This window comes from Psychrobacter sp. 4Bb (assembly GCF_002836735.1).
Lineage (GTDB): Bacteria > Pseudomonadota > Gammaproteobacteria > Pseudomonadales > Moraxellaceae > Psychrobacter.
The window spans coordinates 26,202-44,083 of sequence record NZ_PJAS01000062.1 but is presented as its reverse complement, the minus strand read 5'-3'; the positions used below and the strand labels follow the sequence as shown (position 1 = coordinate 44,083).

The following is a 17,882-nucleotide window of genomic DNA, read 5'->3' as shown; positions in this document are numbered from 1 at the left end:
TAATTACTATTTTGATTAAGCTTTAGGTAAAGTAATGACAAACCGTGTCATCTGACCCAGCTCGCTATTTACATTAAGCTTGCCATCATACTCTTTTACTTTTGCTTTGATGATATCAAGTCCAACACCGCGGCCACCGTCTTCATCTGCGTGCTCTTTGGTAGAAAATCCAGAAGAGAACAGCTGTTTGAGTAAGTCGCCTTTGCTAAGCTGATTTGCCTCTTCCGTACCGAAACGACCTTCTTGAATCAGCTTATTACGGATGTTGTCATAGTTGATACCCTGTCCGTCGTCTTGCACCACCAACATAAAGTTTGAACCGTTGTCTTGCACTTCCAAATCAATGGTCCCAACGTCAGGTTTGCCAGTAGCATGACGCACACTTGGCGACTCGATACCATGGACTACCGCATTACGCAGCAACTGAATACTGATTTCTTTGATGGGCGTTGCAAGATGCGCCGGAATGCTGGTTTGGGTTAGCGTCGTACTTTTTAGCTGTACTCGCTTGCCTTGTCTGGCAGCAATTTCTTTTGTAAACTCATTGTAAAAAGACAATAAATCGTCATCTGCTTCATTGTCTAAGTCGATATCTAACCCATCATCAAAATCAGCATTGCTAGCTGCATGGTCTACTACTGGGTTTTGAGTAGCGACTGGTGCTTGTACGGTTGACGCCTTAGCTGCTGTCGGTGCTGAGCGGTTGATACGCTCACCCAACGTCGCAATTGTATTCGATAAGCTGAGCAAGTCATCCAAATGTACTGCCAATGGTAAGAAGTCATTACCAGACAACTGACCTTGGTTTTGTAATGCATGTAACTTGTCTTCAGCATCAGAAGCAATCTTCGTAAAGCTGTGTAGTTTTAGTGCTGATGCTTCACCTTTTAAGCTGTGCATTTCACGATAAATAGCTTTCAATTTGCCTTCAAGCTCGTATTGTGAGCTACCAGGATTTTTCAAGATATTATTCATTTTCTCGATATGCGCTTGTGTATTACCAATAAACTCGTTAATAATCTTTGGATTTACATTCAAGATAGTCGTTAACATCTCAATCTGCATATCGTTTTGCGAACGCTCTTTTTCTAGGCGCTGTTCTAAATAGACTGCATCTGATACATCATTCACATTGACCAAGATACGGGCAATGTCTTTATTATCATAAACACGTGAGAATTTAAAATCCAAGAAGCGATTATCAAGACTCTTGTCGTCAGACAGATTATGCAGCATGACCTTGTTTAACGGGTTAAGTGAATCTACCAGCTTTTCTTTAACGCGAGGGTTATAGAGCTGTTCAATGAATTGCTGTGTGGTCTTGAGGTCTTTATCAGAGATACGGCCACGCAAGACATTGGTAAAGTTTTCCCCTGCCAAGCTATCAGAACCGATGATATTGTTCAGCGCTCGAGAATGCTGTTGACCAATATTCAAGTCTTTATCCAGTAGGAAAAGACCTGTATTTACCGTTTCCATAATCTCTTGCGTTTCTTGGCGAGCGGCAAGTGCTTCAGCATCCGTCTCACGTAGACGACGTACAAAGAAGAATACGAAAATTAGGAAGTAGGTAAAGATAGCGGCAACACCAAGCACCTGAATAAGACGAATGGTAGTTGCTTGACGTTGTGCACTATCGAACACGTCTTTTGTCAAATTATCCAAAGAATCGTTAATAAACAAACTTGATGTCTTCGCCTGTTCAACGGCCTGCGTCAATTCATCAGCAGACGTTACCATGATATTATCAGCATCTTTTAGATATGTTTGAATCTTAGGCTCTAGCGCTTTCCATTGCTCATTGGCCGCAGCAATATTGGTTTGTGCTTGACCATCAATTTTTGGTAAATCGTAGCTATTACCTTCTGCATCTGTGATCGTACCGCCTTGCTCAATCGCGGCAATAGAGCTGGTAATTAGCGCAGTATTTTGTTCTAAACGGCTTAGCACTCGTTGTATGTGCGGAGACTTAGTATCCTCACCATAACTGCTGTCCAAGTCGAAAAGATCTTTAATTACCGCCTGTGCACTGTTTGCAACTTGGTTAGTTTGGTCAATTAAAGCCGTGTTTCGTTCTAATAAATTTGAGGTATAAAACGTGAACGCAAGCAAAGCACCGATTAGAGATAAAAATAGTGCAATTGAAATAATCAGACCTTGATAGCGCTTATTGTCAACATTAGGTACGGTTGCCATCTTCAGAATTCCTTAGTTCAATTGCTTAGTATTGGTGTCAGAGTCGCTCTTTTCAGCAGGGTCAGCTTCACCCAACCAGCGCGCCTCAATTTCTTTAAATGTCCCTTTTTCTTTTAGTTTGGCAATACCTTCATTAACCGTTTTGATAAGCTGAGTATTTTCTTTTGCCATGAGCACCACTTGCTGGGCTGAAGGTGCATCTGCAGCTTCATAGGGTACAATTTTCACTTTATGCTCAGGATAGCCTTTGACGATATATTGTAAGACTGGCATATCGTACAAGAAGACATCCGTATTGCCTTGAACCAAATCCTGATACGCCAAAAATGCTGTAGGTCTTGAAACTAGCTCCACTGAACTACCCATCTCTTTTAACGTGTCTTCTTCTTTAGAGCCTTCTAACGTACCTGCTCTTAGACCTTTTATATCGTTTAAGCCTTTTATATCGAACTTACCTTCCAAATACATGATAGTAGCTGGGTTGAAAAAGTATGGTGTTGATAGACCATATCTCACTGCCCGATCGTCTTTGTAAGAAATACCAGAAATCGCTAGATCACGCTTTCCTGTTTCGACGCTATCGAACATGTCTTACCAAGTTTCTTTGTAAAACTCGACTTTGAACCCCTGCTCTTCACCAATAGCACGAATTGAATCAACATCAGTGCCCTGCATATTGCCATAGTCATCCTGGAATGAAAAAGGCGGCAAATCACCAGTCATGGCAACTTTCAATGTTGGCGCTGTATCAGGTAGCTTACTCACAAAGCTATCTGTATTTTCCTTTACTGGGGCGCTTGCATTTTCTTGAGTAGCAGAATTACCACAGCCAAATAGGCCCACACTCAATAAAATCGGTAACGCTCGATATAACTGCTTCATAATCTATCCTTGAAACCTAACGTTGTTTTACATTTTAATTAATTGACAATCTAGCAAGGTTAAGCAATGTCTATACATATTAACTTACAGAAAGTTACGCTAGATAGTACTTGCCTAATTTCACGATTGCAATAATTATGTTTGGTCATTATTTAAGGTAAACCATATATAGCAAAGGCTGCATATAATCGTAAATAACATATACTCGTTCATAATCAATAAATTCCATCATATAAAACGCCTATAAAATTTAATTTGGCTTTGAATAAAAATAAATAGAGCGCACAAAAAAGCACTTATACGCTGTGAACGTATAAGTGCTTTTTTTAAAATACAGTTAACTTAAAATAGAGACACTTTTACTCTGCGTCGTCCAAATTGAGATTACGATCAATTTTCCAAATCAGGAAAGAACCGAGACTCATTAATGAGAACAGGGCAATACCAACCTTGAGGACTGGATTGACTGGAAACAGATTCAATAATAAACCGCCAAAGATACCGACTGAAAACATCAGCGAGCCTTGTAGTGCACTTGCCATACCAGCACGGCGTTTCTGAAAAGCAAGCGCAATTGCAGAAGCATTAGGCTGAGTCAGACCCAGTCCTGCGATACAAAAGAAGATACAAGCCAGCACTAGTGGTAGCCAAGCATCCGTCCCTAAAAGCAAGCCAGTCACGAATAGCACACCCGCAGAGATAACCTGCATCATCGCCCCAAATCGCAAAATACTTAGTATTCGAAAGCGATTGGTAAGCCATTGGTTCAGCTGAGTCAAACCTACAAAACCCGCCGCATTCATTCCGAACAACCAAGCAAAATGTGTCGCTGAGACGCCATAGGTATCCATAATTAGCTCAGAAGCCGAGCTGATGTAGACAAACATTGCTCCCATTAACAAGCCGCCACCAATTGCTGGATAGTTAAAGGTTGGGTCTTTTAATAGATCCCAATATTGACTAAGCACTTCTCTTGCGGGACGTACATTACGATTTTCTTCGGCCAAAGTTTCAAAAAAGAAAAACTTGGTGAGTAGCAAGTTTAGAGCACCAAATGCAGCTAAGAACCAAAATATAGAGTGCCAATCAAAAAACTGTAAGAATAGCGCGCCAAGCGATGGTGCCAATATGGGTGCTAAGCCCATCACTAAAATCATGATGGAAAAAGCTTTTGCCGTTTGTTTTGCAGTGAGGCGATCTCGAATCGCAGCGCGAGTAACTACTGCACCTACACACGCGCCCAATGCTTGTAAAGTACGGCCTGCAAACAGTACGTACTCATTATCAGTAGTCGCACAAAGGATAGAAGCGATAACATACAGCGTCATACCTATATATAAGGGTTTGACACGGCCAACACGGTCACTGAATGGTCCGTAAAATAGCTGCCCAAATACCAAGCCCAAAAAATATGCAGGGACAGAGTTGGCCATAAAGGCCGTTGAAACACCGAAATCATCTGCCATCGATGGAAGTGCTGGCAGATACATATCAATCGATAATGGTCCTACCGCCACCATCAGCCCAAGCATCATAATCCATGCGACAGGCAAATCGGCAGAACGCACTCGCTCAGAAGCGATAGGTTTGTTTGGGAGGGAGGGTTTTGAAGCAGACATATTTAGACCGTTTTATATAGTGGCTATTATTTTTAATATTTTATTTTCAACGTTTAATGGCTTGCACCTGTTATTAGGTAGGCTTTCGTCATTTTACTGGCTTATTCAGTATGAAAGATAGATGCCTTTAACAACAATAGTGCATCTTTACCCATATCAGTGCAAGCAGACAATGCTATATCGTGCTATTTGCTTGCATTTCAATGGCTATAAGATAGTAGCGAAACAACCGCTAACAATTAAAACTCATCAAAAAAAATTATCAAAATATGTCTGGTATTCTTAGGTAGCTACCTATTGTATTAGAGTGAATCAAATAAAAAATAGCACTAGCAAAACTTTAGCGAAATTGACGTTTGCCAAATAAAGTGCTGGCCTGTTTTGCTTTTCTGAGGGCAAGCTTACGATTGCGACCAAACATCATTTTGAGCTGCCATGCTTTTTCTTTATACAAGGTCTTAGCAGGCTGATCATACATCGCATTTATCACGCGTTTGCTTGCTAGCACTGCATCAGGAGAGCGCTCTGCAAACTCGGCAGCAAGCTTTTGTGCCTGTTCAAGAGGCGTTTCACTACAGTGGCTAATCAAGCCTAACTCTTTGCCTTCATTAGAATCGATGATACGAGCGCTCATGGCGAGCTCTTTTAGAGTGTCTTCTCGTAGAACACCAAATGCTGATTGGGTCAGCCCCATGTCTGGCACTAAACCCCATTTAGCTTCCATAATAGATAGCTGACAGTCAGGATGGCTGATACGTACGTCACAAGCCAACGCCAACTGTAACCCAGCGCCGATACAATATCCTTCCAATACCGCTATGACGGGTACTGGCAGATCACGCCATACCAAGCACACCCGTTGGAACGCACTTTGCCATGGCTTAATCAATTCCCAAAGCGCAAATGCTGTGTTTTTTGGATGATTTAAGTCTCCTAAGTCAATCCCTGCACAAAACGTTCCCTCTGCCCCATTTAGAATGACTGCACGTATGGTTCTGTCTTTGCTAATGCGACCTGCTAGCTTAATCAGCTCATTGATTACCTGAAAACTCATGGCATTTTTTTTATGTGGACGATTTAAGGTAACCGTCAGTATGTTGTCTGTAATACTAACTTGTAAGGTCTCATACTGGTAACTTGCAATCGCGTTCATAACAATCCTTATTAATGAATAAAACAAATATGGTTCTCATATTCACAATATTAGCAGGCTTGTCTTTGTTGTACCGTAGTAATAACTGACTGCCACGATACTATAGTCAGTTTCATATATAGCAGACACAGAGCACCTAGCTAATAGCGATAAGCAAATCTAACAAGATTACCTATCGCTCTCTGAACCTGAATGATTTTATCTATTTTACCTTACCGTCAACTTATATCATTTTCCACGTCATATCATTTTCGCTCAAGCGATGATAATTAAGCTGCGGATAAGAAGATAAATCCACCTTTTGCAAGTTGTCTAGCGCCGTTAATAGTGCCTCATAATAGGGCTCAATCATTGCAAACTGTACAGGCGTCGTATGCTGTACATTCAGCAAGCACTTATCTTCCAAATCTTGGCTAGCCTGACGCAGTTGCGGTACACCTGTATATCGACTACCGCCCAGTATACGATGGGCAATTTGTGCCAGCATATTGCGGTCATGCGCTTCCCATGCCTGAATGAGTGCCTGCTTTTCATCATTGATAGTATCGATCATCATGATAATAAGCTTGGCCGCTAATTCAGGTTTATTCGCTGAACGAGTGAGCGCGTCTTGCCAATCTAAAATGTTTGAAGTATCACTTTTGCTTATATTGTTGTTACTAAGGTCATTATTAATTTGCTCGTGTAAAGTCGTATTATCGTGAGCTGTTCTATCTTGAAAGCTTTGGTCTTGAGGGCTTTTATCTTGAGAGTTATCGATAGACTTTGTTGTTGATTGTAGTAGTGGCGATTGACCTTGTTTTTGTAGACGTAAGCTTTCATAGCGCGGCTGAATATCACGCGCAGTATCTCGTCTATAGCCTTCACGAGGCTGGCTATCGCGCAAATAGTCATCACGGATTTTTTTCAGGGATAGTGGACGGGTAATTTTCGGCTCGCTACTGACAGAAGTACTATTACGATCTACCCCGTCTCCTCTTATTATTGGATAAGTAGCGGTTGAATTGTCTGAACTGGCTTGAATCTCTTGCCCATTTACATTGTTGGAGAGCAAGTCGTTCGATAAATCATTGTCATTGATTGAGTAACCACGCAACGAGTCAATAGCAGTTAGCTCAGCTTCTGATGAGTCGGTATCCTTTACGTTAGCACCTTGTACATTAGCATCTTGTAAATTATCACTCTGCAAATCAGAATGCTGTAAGCCAAAGCTCTGCAAATCTGTATCAGGCAACGCGGTCAATTGTGGTGTGGTACTCTTACGACCAAGCCATTTCTGTAGCACCTGTAATAACTGAGGTTGGCTAATCGGTTTGCCGACATAGTCATTGATACCGCTGGCTATAAGTTTGTCACGTTCATCTGCTAACCCATGAGCTGTCAGAGCGATAATAGGGATACGACTATCCGCATTTTCGATATTTCGAATCTGCTTAGCCGCCTCATGACCTGACATACGCGGCATTTGAATATCCATAAATATCAAATCAATATTATCTTTGTCTTGCATAGCTGCTTTATCGTCAGCGCTCGTATCCTCATGATAGAACGCGCTATTTGTTTTCTTATTTATCTCATCACGTGTTTCTGCTTTAGAAAGTTGCGTTTTATTCGATAGGCTTTGCTTATCGCTCTTGGCAGTTTTGATGTTTTTGGTTTGCTGTTTACTGATAATCTCAATAGCATCAAACCCACTGCTCGCCGTGACCACATGAATACCCAGCTCGCTCAATAGAGCATCAAGCACTAGTAAATTGGGCAAATGGTCATCAACTGCCAGTACAGTGACCCCTTTCCAGCGTGGTTCTTGCAGGCTTTGCGGTTTACTACGGCTTTGCGTATCAAGCATTGCATATAGCTGTCTTTTGTCTAATGGCTCATACAGTATGTTGGCATGATAGCGATTGAGTAGCGCTTGATCGGCCGCCACTTGATAGCCAAATACAGCAAGCTTGCCTTGATAATGCAGACGAATTTGCTTGAGGAGCGCCATCATATCGTCTTGCGTGTCATCATCAACGATGACCCAATCCCAATAGTTACCGTGCTCTTTCAACGACTCCAGTACACCCGGCAACGAGTTGGCTTGAGTCAGCTTAATCGGTAAGTACTGCAAGCTAGCCTTGAGTACTTGTATCGAAGCGGTATGATTAATCCAAACCAGTACATTAAATTCATCGGTCTCGCTTGCCAGTGGCGCTAATACTGGTAATTCAATCGTTTGACCAGTGGCTGCCTCTAGCACATCGACATGGGCCGGCATGCGAAACCAAAACGTCGCACCTTGGTTGGCAATATTTTCTTGAGCATTATCATGAAATCCAATATCCCCGCCCATCAAGCGCGTCAACTGTTTGGAGATGACCAGACCCAACCCTGTACCACCATACTGACGCGTGATTGATGGATCGCCTTGACTAAAGCTTTGGAACAGCATTTTTTGATCTGCCAGAGAAATGCCTTTTCCGCTATCTTGTACGCTAATCATCAGATAATTATCACGGTGATCATCTAAGCTCACACGCACCACCACATCACCACTATCCGTAAACTTAATGGCATTACCAACGATATTGGTCAATACTTGCTTAAGACGTAACGCATCGCCGTTGATACGCATCGGCACATCATTGTAAAACAGCACTGCCATGCGCAAACCTTTCTCCGCAGAGACAGGAGATAGCATATCGACCACATCGTAAATGGTGTCATAGAGATCGAACTCATGGCGATCCAGTACTAGTTTGCCTGCCTCGATTTTAGAGAAATCTAAGACATCATTTACCAAAGCGAGCAAATGTGCTGATGACTTACGTATGGTCTGTACATACAAATCCTGCTCAGGATTGAGCTCACCGTGACGTGCCAGCAAGTTAATAAAGCCATCGATACTGTTCAATGGTGTACGCAGTTCGTGACTAATATTGGCTAAAAACGCAGATTTTGCTTGGCTAGTTGAAATTGCCGCATCACGTGCATTTCGAATAGAGATGTTTTGCATTTCCATCTCATCAAATGCCAAACGTAAATCATCCTCCGTTTGCTCGGCATGGTCTTTGAGCTCTTGAAAGCTTCTATGCAAGCGGCGCAATGTTCTGACTAGATCTTGCTGTAATAAATTCAGCTCGCCATCTGACTCTACTGGTACAGGTTGGTATAAATTATCGACATGGGTACGCTGCAACTGCAAACGCAGCTCATAAATGGGAGCAATCCAACGTTTTGAATAGATATTTAGGCTCAGTAGTAGAATCAAGATAGTAAACAAGCCAGTAATCACTAACGCCATCGCAATACGGTAGCGTGCAATGTAGAGCGGCTCATTATCCATATCGACGAGCAACCACAATGTCTGCCCTTCAAATTCTCCCAATACACTGCCATACGCCGTGCCTACAGGCGTTGGGCGTTGTGACAAAAAGCTTGCGGAATCACTGATTAGCGGCCACTCTTCATTGAGGCCATAACCGACGGTTGCCAGTATTTGATTGCCTTCATTAATAATAGCAATGCGCTGTACATGCTGCTCGGACTGCATACGTCCAAGCTTATCTTGGATACCTTCTAGCGTCGTCATTGCCGCTTGCTGGGTCCTCTCAGCACTACTCCCTACTTGCTGGCGCTCTTGTTCTAGCAGCTCAGGAATCAGTTCAGCTATGACTGGTGTGTAGCGAATAAGTACCGCTTCGGCCAATACTTCTTGCTCCGAGTCGCTTGCACGCATGGTTTCGTGAAATACCAAAATGCCGCCTACTGCTGCCAACACACAGATAGGCAAAAACACCAGTATGATCAGCTGACCATAAGCACTACTGGTATCGAAACGTTTTTTATATGCCATGCTAGGTCTACTCTCTACTAGGTTCTTGCCATGAATTTTTGTGATAATGTCAGTATTCGTGTTACTTATAGCATGTCGTGTCAAAGCATCTGAGTAAGGCGCTACTTTTAATGAAGCCACTAATCGTTAATAAGGTCACTGGTTTTGATAAGACAATTGATATATAACTCAAGATTATCTTAACAGGATTCTATAAGTTCTGGTTAGGCATTCCATGTGATGAACAACGTTATAATTAGAGTGCTAACTACTCTGTGTCAAAGAGAATATGGCTTTAAGCGAACAGTCCTACTTTTGCAACCCTCAACGTAACATTGACATTGACCCGATACAGTGACTATTAATCCTTGATGCGATAAGCGCAGCTGAAAACAAAATGATATAATAAAGCCACTTTTTATTTACCACAATATATCGCTCATAGTCATAACATATGAGAGCGCACTCTAATGCCTTTCGTTTTTAGCTCGCTTATCACTGTAAACCTATAACCCAAGCGACTGTCTAAAATTATGATCAAACAATAAAAACAGCGCTTCCATCAAAAACAAGCCATTAAAAACATATTTAAAAAATAGAAAAGGATACTTTATGTCCACTACGGCCATGTCAAATGCTAACTTTATTACTCAAATCACTACCCTCGCTGATTGCGTTGGTCAAACGCCATTGGTAAAACTTCAACGTCTGCCTGAGCAAGAGCAAATTGCCAATGGCGCCACAGTATTAGCTAAGCTTGAAGGCAATAATCCAGCGGGCTCTGTAAAGGATCGTCCTGCTTTTAATATGATTTATCAAGCAGAACAGCGCGGTGATATCAAGCCTGGTGATATGTTGATTGAAGCCACTAGTGGCAATACTGGTATTGCATTGGCCATGGTCGCTGCGATGCGTGGCTACCCGATAACATTGCTGATGCCAACCAACTCTACCCAAGAGCGTAAAGATGCCATGATTGCTTATGGCGCAACGCTGATTGAAGTAGATGAAGGTATGGAAGCTGCGCGTGATTTGGCATTGCAGATGCAAGCAGATGGCAAAGGGGTCGTATTGGATCAGTTTAATAATCCTGACAATAGCCAAGCACATTACCTGACTACAGGCCCTGAGCTATGGGCACAGACAGAAGGTAAAATTACGCATTTTATTAGTTCGATGGGCACGACAGGTACGATTACTGGTGTATCACGCTACCTAAAAGAACAAAACCCAGATGTTAAAATCATCGGCCTACAGCCTGACGAAGAGGCTTCGATTGCTGGTATTCGCCGTTGGCCTGCTGCCTATATGCCAGGTATTTTTGATGCAGACTTGATTGATGAAGTGATGGATATCGATCAGCGTATTGCCGAAGTCTATATGCGTAAATTAGCGAAGACTGAAGGTATCTTTGCTGGAGTATCTTCGGGCGCAGCTGCATGGGCAGCGACCCAAGTGGCAAAAGAAAATCCTAATGCTGTTATTGCCTTTATTGTCTGCGATCGTGGCGATCGTTATTTATCAACGGGTTTATATAACGTTGACGATAGTAATACGGATAACAGCAGCGCAGAAGTTAATTAATGCATAAGCAATACCATTTAGTATCGTTAATTTCAAAGAAGTGCAAAGCGGCCAAGTGCAGATGTAAACGTAATACTTCAAGCAAGGTTAATGTTTTCATTCTTTATAATGAATTAACTATAAGCTCATAAATAGTCAGGATTATCTATGTCACAAGCGCTACCATCCGACCCTATCTTAGTTTTCGATATCGAGACTGTCGCCGATGTCGATGCAGCACGCCGTATTTATCCGCAATTGGCCGATCTCAATAATGCAGATGCGTTAAGCGCGCTGACAGCGATACGTACGCAAGAGGCAGGGCATGATTTTATGCGCTTGCCACTACAGCGTATTGTCTGTATCTCAGCTCTGTATATCAAGGATGGTAAGTTATCGCTATTTTCTTTGACTGCCGATAAATTTAGTGAAAAAGAAATCCTAGCCAAATTCTTTAGAGCATTTAACGACATTGAGACACTGCCGCAACTTATTAGTTGGAATGGCTCAGGCTTTGACATACCTGTACTGATATATCGTGCCATGCAGTATGATTTGTCAGCACCATGGCTGTTCGAAGAAGGCGAGCGTATTAAAAACATGCGCTTTGATAACTATGTTAATCGCTTCCATACGCGTCATCTGGACTTGATGGATCGGTTTAGCCAGTACGGTGCTAGTCGCCGAGAAGCCATGGATATCGTCGCAAGTCTGTACGGATTACCCGGTAAAACTGACGTGGATGGCAGCATGGTTGGCGCGCTTGTTAGTAGCGGTGACTGGCAAACCCTATCTATATACTGTGAATCTGATGTCATGAACACTTGGCTTATTTATCTACGCTGGTTACGTCTAACAGGACAGTTGTCTTCACAAGATTTTGATGCTTGGCAGCAGCAGAGCTATGACTATCTGGCAAAGTATACCCAAGCTGACGGTAGTCCGCGACATCAAGAGTTTATCGCTGACTGGTCATCGGCACCCGAATTATAGAAATCGTATTATTAGTAGTTTTTATTCCCCTCTTCTAGTTATTTATTATTAAGGCAGGTTTATGCAACCCACCGATTCAAAAACATCTATAGCATCTGATATGGCAGCGCAAAGCAGTAACGCTCAAACTAATGAAGCTCAAACAAACGACACCCAAACGATTGTCATTCCGCCGAGTAAGAAAAAATCAAAACCATCATCAAAGACACGTCGTCGCCTAAAAGATGCAGAGCCAATTCCATTTAATATTGATGGCTTGTCACATGATGGTCGCGGTGTTGCTGTCTATGGTAATGGTTTTGACGTTGCGGAAGGCCATGCTGAAGATAAGCACGGCAAAAAAATCTTTGTTAGCTTTGCTCTACCAGGTGAAAGCGCCTTAGTAAAAATAACCAACAGCCGTGCTAGCTTTGAAGAAGGCGATGCCATTAGTATCACTGCCAACCCAAACCCTGAACGTGCTGTGCCACCCTGCCCGCATTTCGGTACTTGCGGCGGTTGTAACTTGCAGCACTGGCAGCCAGATGGACAAATAAATTTTAAACAGTCAGTACTGGCTGAAATGCTAATGCATCAAGCCAACGCGGAACCTGACAATTGGCTCCCTCCTGTGGTCGGCGATCGTCTTGGTTATCGTACCAAAGCACGTTTGGGCGTACGCTATGTCGTCAAAAAAGAAACCGCGCTTGTCGGCTTCCGTGAGCGTTCAAGTAATTTCTTAGCAGAGCTAAATGAGTGTCATATCTTAGATCCACGTATTGGTTTCGAGATTGAAAACCTAAAAACGCTTATTAGTACCCTAGAGAGTCGTGACAAGATTGCCCAGCTTGAGCTTGCAATGGGTGAGCAACTGCCAGAACTACCTGATGGCAATCAGCCAGTTGCGCTCATCGTACGTAATTTAGAACCGTTGTCAGACGCTGATGTAGACAAACTAAAAGTATTTTTCGCAGCGCGTAATTGGCAGCTATATTTGCAGTCGAAAGGTGTTGATAGCATCCAACGTATTGCGTTGACAGACGCTGATGATCTGAGCGAGCAATTTGGGCGTTTATATTATCAATTGCCAGAGTATGATCTGACTTTTGAATTTATCCCTACTGACTTTACTCAAGTAAACTTATCGGTGAACCGTCAGATGACCAAGCTTGCTTGTGACTTATTGGACTTAAAAGCAGGTGAACGCGTACTAGATTTATTCAGTGGTTTGGGTAACTTTAGCTTACCGCTAGCGCGTCTCGTTGGCGAGACAGGCTCAGTAGTCGGTGTCGAAGGCAGTGAAGCCATGACCGAACGTGCTGCTGACAACGCTCGTCGCAACGGTATCAACAATACTGAGTTTTACAGTCAAGATTTGACGCAAGACTGTACTGATAAGCCATGGGCCAACCAAGGTTTTGATGCACTATTGATTGATCCGCCGCGCTCTGGTGCTTGGGAGATTATGCAGTATTTGCCAAAATTTAATGCTGAGCGCATTGTTTATGTCTCTTGTAATCCAGCGACCCTTGCTCGTGATACAAAAGCATTGTTAGAACAAGGCTATCGTCTGACTCATGCTGGCGTGATGGATATGTTCTGCCATACGGGTCATGTTGAATCTATCGCTCGCTTTGAAAAAGTAGCGGTTTAACATTGTTAATCTTCAAAAACGATTAATAGCTAGAAATGACTGATAGTTGAACCTAATTAAAGAGACAATTAAGCGTTATTACAATTATCTAAGATAACTCAAAGCTTTGATAAGTTTGTGCTAATAAATAGTCATTATTTAGCGTAATTGACCACAGCCGTACAGAGGCTCGCTTGATTTGTCACTTTAAAATGAGATAATAGTAAACAATCTTCCTATGTTTTTGATGATGTTTCCAATCGCTACATAGCAAGCATTTGCACTCATAGCTTTATATATTTTACGCGCATTTTATAGCTGCTAAAAATAACATTTTTAGCAGTTGTATTGGTTTATAGCTGACGCTTTATGGATCGTTAATTCAGAGTGTGTGCATAGTAGATGAGGTTATAATCAATTCAAAATAGCTAAGAGGAGTCGGCTATGGTAAAAATTCGTGAAGGATTACCGCTGGTGGATGGACAGACCACTCAGGCCGATAGTGCAACACTTGCGGCACAACTGGTGGCGAGCCAACGCTCTCACCAGTCAGCCAATAGCTATGCCCAAATTCCCCTCGACATCAAATACCAGTTGGCAACCCACAAGCTACATACTACTTTTGATCGCTCAGCTGCACATACTTATCATTTACATGACCCTCACACTGAAGACGAGTATTTGGATGATACCAATGCGCTATCAAACGATGAGCTTGAGGCGGTCGACTTAGACCACCACGCCAACATCGACGTACCTACTTGGCTAGATAATGTGGCCAAGCGTATTGGACAAGAGTCAGTACCCAACCTAAGTGCAGCTTGCGAGTTTATTCGCAGTCATATGAATACCAGTGAATCTGAGCGTTCAGGTGCTTATGTGACCGGTATTGGTATGACTGATATTTTGACCTATCTTTATCAAGATGAAGACGCATTGGTCGCGGCCATGCTGTATCGCAGTGCGCGCAAATCAATTATTAGTCTCGCTGAAGTGGAAAAAAACTTTGGTCCAGATATTTTGACGCTTGTTAAAGATACCCTTGCAATGGGTAAGCTGTCGGAGATTATTGAGAGCAATAAACGCTTAGAAGATCATTTCGTCAATAATCAACGTGATCAGCTATCAAATATTTATAGCATGCTCATCTCTGTCACCAACGACGTGCGCGTGGTACTTATAAAACTGGCTGAACGTACGTTCGCCATGCGTGAATTGACTTTTTCTAGGCCAGAGCGTCAAACGCGTGTCGCACGTGAAGTCATGACTATTTATGCGCCATTAGCCCATCGTTTAGGTATTGCACAGCTAAAATGGGAGCTCGAAGATTTAGCTTTCCGTTATCTTGCGCCTGACCGCTATAAAGAAATTGCTAAGCTGCTGTCAGAAAAACGTAGCGAACGCGAGTCCTATATTCAGCGCGTACAAGACAAATTAAATGAATCACTAGCAGATGCCAGTATTGAAGGCGAAGTATCTGGTCGCGTCAAACATATCTACTCTATCTATCGAAAAATGAAGCTCAAAGGCTTATCTTTCGATCAGCTTTATGACATTCGCGCTTTACGTGTCTTGGTTAATAGCCCTTCTGACTGTTATCACGTTTTAGGCCTAGTACATGGCTTATGGCGTTATATTCCTGAGCAGTTTGATGACTATATTACTAACCCTAAGTCCAATGGCTATCGCTCGCTACATACGGCTGTAATTGCAGAAAATAAATCGCTGGAAGTTCAAATTCGTACTCATGAGATGCACTTTGAGGCCGAGCTTGGCATGTGTGCGCACGTTAACTACAAAGAAGGTCTAAAGAATAAGAAAGACAATTATCTGAATCAAAGAATCAGCTCACTACGCCAATTATTATCTATCAACAATGAGACACGTAATCAACCACGCTCAGCTGTGGTAGCGGGCGAAGAGATAGACGATATCGAGTTTGACGAAGAAGAACAACTTGTTGATTTTGATGAACTAGAACGTATTTATATCTTTAGCCGTGACGGTGATATTACTGAGCTACCAAAAGGCGCGACCGTTCTCGATTTTGCCTACTATGTGCATACTCAAGTTGGCAACCGTGCGCAGGCAGCCCGCGTCAATCAGCGTTATGTGCCACTGACCTATCAGTTGAAAACAGGTGAGCAAGTTGAGATTATTACTAAGGCATCGCGTGAGCCCAATCGTGATTGGTTGGTAGCCTCGTTAGGTTATATTCATACCAATCGCGCCCGTTCAAAACTGCGCCAGTGGTTCAATAAGCAAGACCGTGATAAGAATATTGAAATAGGTCGCCAAATGCTCAGTAAAGAGCTTGAGCGCCTATCTGTTCATCCTAATAGTATTGATCTGAACGACTATATTCAGCATTTTCATGTCAATACGACCGACGATATTATTGTAGGGCTGGTGACAGGTGATATTGGCCTTAATCAGTTAACCAGTCATATCTCTCGTCAGCTACACCTTGAACCTGAGATACCACCAGAGAGCTTTGTACCTCATGTAGATAACAGAGATACAGGTAAGCTCGATGCGTATAAAATCCATATCGATGGTTTGGATAATATCGAAATCAATTTGGCAGGTTGTTGTCATCCTGTGCATGGCGAACCGATAGCTGGCTACATCACTTTATCGCGTGGCGTTAGCGTGCATAATCGAGGCTGCCCAGAGTACTTACGTCTGGTTGAGCGTGATCCTGAGCGTAAGATAGAAGCCGCTTGGCAAGTACAGATTGGTCGTTATCAGCCCGTTGATATTCATGTCGAAGCATATGACAGACGCGGTTTGCTACGTGATTTGACACAGATAATTGATAAAGAAAACGTCAATATTCGCCAAGTTCAAACGTTAAGCAATGACGACAATATTGCTTTTTTAAAGTTCCATATTGAAGTCTCAGGCTTAGCACATCTATCTAAGCTGCTCGCAAAATTAGAACAGCAACATGGTATTTTGCACGCGCGCCGTGCAGTCGTGTAAATAAAACCTTAAGTCAGTCGTTGTTTATTCCATAATAGAGTTGTCAAAAAATACTATGCCTGAATTACCTGAAGTAGAAACCACTAAAGCCAGTCTTGCTCCATTGTTGGGGCAACAGGTAGTTGATGTTAAAGTATTTCAACCAAAGCTGCGATGGATGATGCCAGGTAACTTGGACGAGCTAATTAATTACACATTAGAGAGTGTCGAGCGCCGAGCAAAGTATCTGATTCTTAATTTTCTGCCAGTAGCTGTACAGAATAACGCTCCCATGTCAGCTAGCAAAGTTGAAACGCGTCAGCTTCTCATTCACTTAGGAATGTCAGGTAGCTTACAGCAGCACAGCTACGGTACTGATAAGCGTAAACATGACCATCTGGTCGTCGTTTTTAATGATACTGCTAATAAAAAATCTCAGCTACACTATTACGATCCGAGACGTTTTGGCTCAGTACTATGGCATAAAGATTACGGCAATAAACTATTAGAGCATTTGGGTCCTGAGCCGCTTTCAAAAGATTTTACCGCAGACTATTTGTACAATTTAATCCAGCGTATAGATTTATCTAGCCAAGATGGCAATGGGTCATCGACAGATAATACTAAAGCAAACAAACGACTAAAACCCATCTCCCGAGCGATTAAATCTGTCATCATGGAACAAGAAGTCGTGGTTGGGGTTGGCAATATCTATGCGACTGAAAGCCTGTACTTGTCCGGCATCCACCCTGCTACACCAGCCAATCAAATTTCATACGATCAGATTGTCATTTTAGTGAGTCATATTAAAGAAATTTTAAAGAAAGCGATAAAATTAGGCGGTTCGACACTACGGGATTTCACAGTAGCAAGTGGTCAAACTGGTTACTTTCAGCAAACCTTAAATGTGTATGGTAGACAAGGAGAGAGCTGTCTGCATTGTAGTACGACGCTAGAAAACATCAAGCTTACTGGTAGAGCCAGTGTTTATTGTCCAAATTGTCAGCCGTTAAAATAGCTAATAAATGATATCTATCTGCTTATGGTATATTTAGATTAAATGAAGCTAATATCTGGGCA

At 42.5% G+C, this 17,882-nt stretch carries 9 protein-coding genes and 1 pseudogene; 5 read left to right on the top strand and 5 right to left on the bottom strand.

The genetic code is table 11. The features are described from left to right. Positions 1–15: 15 nt before the first annotated feature. The 5 genes and pseudogenes from CXF60_RS08125 to CXF60_RS08105 all read right to left on the bottom strand — a co-directional run bounded on the left by CXF60_RS08125 (position 16) and on the right by CXF60_RS08105 (position 9,691). Complete coding sequence (locus CXF60_RS08125) at positions 16–2,196, bottom strand: ATP-binding protein (RefSeq protein ID WP_102091534.1); 2,181 nt, start codon at positions 2,194–2,196, stop codon at positions 16–18. 12 nt (positions 2,197–2,208) lie between these two features. Continuing rightward, positions 2,209–2,919 (bottom strand): annotated as a pseudogene (locus CXF60_RS08120) (transporter substrate-binding domain-containing protein). 518 nt (positions 2,920–3,437) lie between these two features. Continuing rightward, entirely contained in the window at positions 3,438–4,697 is a 1,260-nt protein-coding gene (locus CXF60_RS08115) for a multidrug effflux MFS transporter (RefSeq protein WP_102091533.1), read from the bottom strand. A gap of 340 nt (positions 4,698–5,037) precedes the next feature. Then, positions 5,038–5,850, bottom strand: coding sequence for a crotonase/enoyl-CoA hydratase family protein (locus CXF60_RS08110; protein WP_102091532.1), 813 nt, complete (start codon positions 5,848–5,850; stop codon positions 5,038–5,040). A 223-nt stretch (positions 5,851–6,073) separates the two neighbouring features. After that, the gene (locus CXF60_RS08105) at positions 6,074–9,691 is read right to left on the bottom strand and encodes an ATP-binding protein (RefSeq protein ID WP_102091531.1); all 3,618 of its coding nucleotides are present in this window, start codon (positions 9,689–9,691) and stop codon (positions 6,074–6,076) included. A 591-nt stretch (positions 9,692–10,282) separates the two neighbouring features. Between CXF60_RS08105 and cysM the strand changes: the two genes are divergently transcribed. The 5 genes from cysM to mutM all read left to right on the top strand — a co-directional run bounded on the left by cysM (position 10,283) and on the right by mutM (position 17,820). Then, on the top strand, positions 10,283–11,254 hold the full coding sequence (cysM, locus tag CXF60_RS08100) for a cysteine synthase CysM (RefSeq protein WP_102091530.1): 972 nt from the start codon (positions 10,283–10,285) through the stop codon (positions 11,252–11,254). A 147-nt stretch (positions 11,255–11,401) separates the two neighbouring features. After that, positions 11,402–12,226: a 3'-5' exonuclease gene (locus tag CXF60_RS08095; protein ID WP_102091529.1), complete on the top strand. Its 825-nt coding sequence runs from the start codon at positions 11,402–11,404 to the stop codon at positions 12,224–12,226. A gap of 61 nt (positions 12,227–12,287) precedes the next feature. Further along, positions 12,288–13,859, top strand: a complete 1,572-nt coding sequence (gene rlmD, locus CXF60_RS08090; RefSeq protein WP_416376871.1) for a 23S rRNA (uracil(1939)-C(5))-methyltransferase RlmD — start codon at positions 12,288–12,290, stop codon at positions 13,857–13,859. 423 nt (positions 13,860–14,282) lie between these two features. Further along, positions 14,283–16,823 carry a RelA/SpoT family protein gene (locus CXF60_RS08085; protein WP_102091528.1) on the top strand — a complete coding sequence of 847 codons (2,541 nt, stop codon included), beginning with the start codon at positions 14,283–14,285 and terminating at the stop codon, positions 16,821–16,823. Positions 16,824–16,878: 55 nt separating this feature from the next. Continuing rightward, positions 16,879–17,820 carry a bifunctional DNA-formamidopyrimidine glycosylase/DNA-(apurinic or apyrimidinic site) lyase gene (gene mutM, locus CXF60_RS08080; RefSeq protein WP_102091527.1) on the top strand — a complete coding sequence of 314 codons (942 nt, stop codon included), beginning with the start codon at positions 16,879–16,881 and terminating at the stop codon, positions 17,818–17,820. The last annotated feature ends 62 nt before the right edge of the window (positions 17,821–17,882 follow it).

Excerpts from the sequence above, each read along its gene's own strand:
- CXF60_RS08125 (WP_102091534.1), bottom strand. The coding sequence starts at position 2,196 with ATGGCAACCGTACCTAATGTTGACAATAAGCGCTATCAAGGTCTGATT.
- CXF60_RS08115 (WP_102091533.1), bottom strand. The coding sequence starts at position 4,697 with ATGTCTGCTTCAAAACCCTCCCTCCCAAACAAACCTATCGCTTCTGAG.
- CXF60_RS08110 (WP_102091532.1), bottom strand. The coding sequence starts at position 5,850 with ATGAACGCGATTGCAAGTTACCAGTATGAGACCTTACAAGTTAGTATT.
- CXF60_RS08105 (WP_102091531.1), bottom strand. The coding sequence starts at position 9,691 with ATGGCATATAAAAAACGTTTCGATACCAGTAGTGCTTATGGTCAGCTG.
- cysM (WP_102091530.1), top strand. The coding sequence starts at position 10,283 with ATGTCCACTACGGCCATGTCAAATGCTAACTTTATTACTCAAATCACT.
- CXF60_RS08095 (WP_102091529.1), top strand. The coding sequence starts at position 11,402 with ATGTCACAAGCGCTACCATCCGACCCTATCTTAGTTTTCGATATCGAG.
- rlmD (WP_416376871.1), top strand. The coding sequence starts at position 12,288 with ATGCAACCCACCGATTCAAAAACATCTATAGCATCTGATATGGCAGCG.
- CXF60_RS08085 (WP_102091528.1), top strand. The coding sequence starts at position 14,283 with ATGGTAAAAATTCGTGAAGGATTACCGCTGGTGGATGGACAGACCACT.
- mutM (WP_102091527.1), top strand. The coding sequence starts at position 16,879 with ATGCCTGAATTACCTGAAGTAGAAACCACTAAAGCCAGTCTTGCTCCA.